Source organism: Blautia ammoniilytica (genome assembly GCF_025566965.1).
GTDB lineage: Bacteria > Bacillota > Clostridia > Lachnospirales > Lachnospiraceae > Blautia_A > Blautia_A ammoniilytica.
In genome coordinates, this window is the sequence record NZ_JAOQJL010000060.1 from 1 (window position 1) to 3,832 (window position 3,832).

General features: G+C 39.4%; 3 protein-coding genes. All 3 read left to right on the forward strand.

What is annotated here, in order from left to right; genetic code table 11:
• Positions 1-471: 471 nt before the first annotated feature.
• Positions 472-1,866: a YfhO family protein gene (locus tag OCV61_RS17845; protein ID WP_262583386.1), complete on the forward strand. Its 1,395-nt coding sequence runs from the start codon at positions 472-474 to the stop codon at positions 1,864-1,866.
• A gap of 51 nt (positions 1,867-1,917) precedes the next feature.
• Entirely contained in the window at positions 1,918-2,736 is an 819-nt protein-coding gene (locus OCV61_RS17850; RefSeq protein ID WP_158422888.1) for a hypothetical protein, read from the forward strand.
• Between the two features lie 205 nt (positions 2,737-2,941).
• The coding region (locus tag OCV61_RS17855; RefSeq protein WP_158422891.1) for an Rpn family recombination-promoting nuclease/putative transposase at positions 2,942-3,832 on the forward strand (891 nt) is incomplete at its 3' end.

Below are 3,832 nucleotides of genomic sequence, written 5' to 3' on the forward strand. Positions count from 1 at the left end.
AAAACGTACCGTTTTGAGCAGAAAACGCGTACCGCTAAATCAGAATGAATGTACCGCTGATTTCAGAATAGGCGTACCGTTCGAGCAGAATTTGCAGTTTTGGCAGGAGCAGTTATCCTGCTACCATTTCTAAGCAATATGTCGTTAATTACCAGAGGCAATGGGTTAGGGGTTCAACCTTCCGGCTTTTCTTCCATGGCTTATCTCTCATTCATTTTACCGAAGACCTATAGTTACATTAATATTGGCGAGCCAAGCATGACCAATTATTATATGGGTATTATCACGGTTTTATTAATGCCAATGATTTTTGCCAGAAAGCAAAAGAATAAAAAAGTTTATCTGAGTTTGGCTGTAGCTGCTTTTTTATTATGCTTTGGCGAAAATTCGTTTTTGCACGCTTTATTGTACCGATTTGTTCCAATGTATTCCAGTTTTCGATTTCCAACATTGAACAGGATTTTTGTTGCAATGTTTGTTTTGCTTTGTCTTGCACCTGTATTACAGGATATACTTCAGACAGGAAAAATTGCAAAAAAGGTATTGCTATTTACTTTTGGGCTGATGATCATAATCATTGGGGTAGGAAGTGCAGCTGCGGTAACAGAATATCTTCATAATGTAGATGGGATGCAGGATGCGGCTAATATTAAGACTTTTGCGGAAACAATGATGCGTCTTGGGGTAATATTACTTGTATATCTGGGTGTATTTTATATGGTATATACCAGACAGGTTGTTATGATCTGGAGAAAGATTCTGGTTACAGGCATTGTAGTGATAGAGGTTTTTACATGTTTTCTTGGAGAATTGCCGATTACGATCGCCAGATATCCACAGGGGCAGTATAGCTGGGATGTGGCAACGCAAAAGAATATTGATCGTGAATTCAATTTGTATGAAAAACGTAAGAGAGGTGTGAATTTTGCAGGGCATACCAGAAGCACCAGCGGATTGAACAGTCAGCAGGTTGTATTTAACCAGACCTTTGATGAGGAAGGATACTGTTCATTTCTTCTAAAAGCCACAAATGATTTTAAACAGACATATTTCAGAAATATCATAGAGCAGAACCCGGAAGTATATTTCTCAAATCATGTGATCACGCCAGATAATATAAGTTATGATGAATGGGTTTCAAGAGGTGGAAATACATCGGAGCAGATATATACGGATCAGGGGCTGGAGGAACAAATTCGGGAATATCAGACATTAAATCCTAAGATTACAGCACAGGATGCGTTAAATCTGACACAGACCGACAATGGATTTGCAGTAGATGGGAACATGCAAGCTGGAGAGAATCAAACAGGAAGAGTCAGACTTTATTGGGATACAAAGGAAACGGATACCATTTCGATGGCTGTTGATTTCATGGACAGTGAGGGTAATCATCAGACAGTCAGCGGGGATTATACATTGACTGAACAAGATGGCCGCTTCTATACAGATATTTATTTCCCATCTTTGGATAAAGTGTATCAGCAGGCCAGTGTTACTATGGATGGGCAGGTTCCTGCTAATGCAGAATTGATTCAGACAGAAAGAATGACCACAGATAATATTGTGGATGTTTCCTGGTTTGGATTTAACAGTATCCAGATGACGGTTGATGCGCCAACAGAAGGTTATGTTACAGTTCTTCAGGCGAAGCATAAAGGATGGACAGCTTATGTAGATGGCGAGAAAACAGAAATTGCCACAATTAATAACTGTTTTATGGGACTTCATGTATCAAAGGGAACGCATACGATCGTCATGAAATTCCGTCCGAAAGAATGGTTTATCGGGGGAGCAATATCTGCTTTATATGTGATTGTATTATTTGTAATGCTGATCAGGTATGGCAGAAAAAAATGTAAATAAACAAAAGAGCTTATGATATCGCTTTATATAATCAGAATGGAGTGAGAGGTTATGAAAATACATTTCAAAAAAATAGGATATTCATTGCTGGTACTGTTTGCGATGCTTGTTTTTATGCCATTTACAGCCCATGCATATGCATTTAACAAAACTGTTGATATGCAGAAAATTGCAGAAGGAAAGTATTTCTTCAATGGGGAAGATATGGCTGATTATTCTGATATAGAGGATTATGTGGTATATCATAAATTTTCAGTGTCCAAAACAGCACTAATTGAAATTTATGGAGATTCCTACTATTTCGCAGGATCATATTGGGCTGATAAAATGCATGGGGACTTTGCACTTTGTAATAGTGACAAGAAAGTAATCATGAATATTAAAGATTACAGTGAAAGTGAAAAAGAGGATAAGCATGGTTATTGGGATTATTCTTATTTTCTGGTAAAGCCTGGAACTTATTATCTCAGGTATATTGGATTTGATGGATACAAACTTCATCTGGATTATAAATATTGTTCCCGGAAGCCTGCAACTTCAAAAAATAGAGCGAAGCCTGTAAAAGCTGGGAAAAGCGTTTCTGGCTTTTTCTATCAGAATGAGAAAAAAACGCATTGGTATAAGCTGAAGCTGACAAAGAGAAAGAAGATCAAGCTGAGTTTTACTTCATATGGTACAGGAGCAATGTGGATATATCTGATAGGACCGGGAATTCGTACAAAAGATTCTTATATGTGGAGCTATGATACTACATATACGGACTGGATGGGAGATAAATATGAGCACAGCCTGGAGCCAGGAACCTATTATCTGAAGGTTGTGAGGAAGAAACCATCTGTTTCAGGAATGTATTCAATTAAATGGAAATAGATAAAAGGTACGCATTCCTGGATTTATGATCTGTCAATGAGGGACTTCCTAAAAATACGATTAAAAACTTATGAAATGAATTTTATACATTTTCCGTATATTTTTCTTTCGGAATAGGAAACAGTATGTTATCCTATATATATCATAGGAGATTTTGATTTACATAAGCTCTTCTGAAAAACAAATCATAGAAGGTGGTGAATCCATGGGAAGAAAGGATATCATCACAAAAGAGTACATGGAAGACACAGAGGTCTTTGCGGATGTGTTCAACCATATGATCTACCAAGGAGAAAAGGTCATTGACCCTAAGAATTTAAAGGAACTGGATACGGCCAGTGTGGTGATCCCTTATGGAGCTGACGGGGCGGAGGTGCCTTATCAGAAATACCGGGATGTGTTCAAGATTCTGTGTGCGATGAAGGATGAAAATGCGGTGTATCTGCTCCTGGGAGTGGAAAACCAGTCAAATGTCCATTACGCAATGCCAGTGAAAAACATGGTTTATGATTCTCTGGAATATGCGGCACAGGTACAGAAAGCGGAGTCTTCCCACAGAGAGGCATTGCGGAAGAAGAATCCAAAGGAGAAGAAACCGGATCCGGCAGAGTTCCTTTCAGGCTTTTACAAGGAAGACAGATTGCTCCCAATCATAACAGTTGTGGTGTATTTTGGGGCTGACAACTGGGAGGCACCAAGGTCTCTCCATGAGATGCTGGCAGTGCAGGATGAAAAGATTTTGTCATTGGTTCCGGATTATCGGATCAATCTAATTGCACCAGGGGAAATGAGCGAAGAGGAGCTGGAGCACTTTACCTCTAATTTTCGGGAAGTGATGCAGTTTATTAAGTATTCTGAGGATGCAGAAAAACTGGAAAGGCTTGTAAAAGCGAACGCCGCATTTGCAACTGTGGACAGAAAAGCTGTTCGAGTGATGGAGGAGATGACGGGAATGAAGATAGAAAAGGAAGCCAGGGGAGAAAAGGTGAATGTTTGTAAAGGGATTCTTGGCATAGAGGAAAAGGGAAGAGCAGCTGGAAGAGAAGAAGGAAGAGAAGAAGGAAGAGCAGAAGGAAGAGCAGAGGGAGTGTCTGCC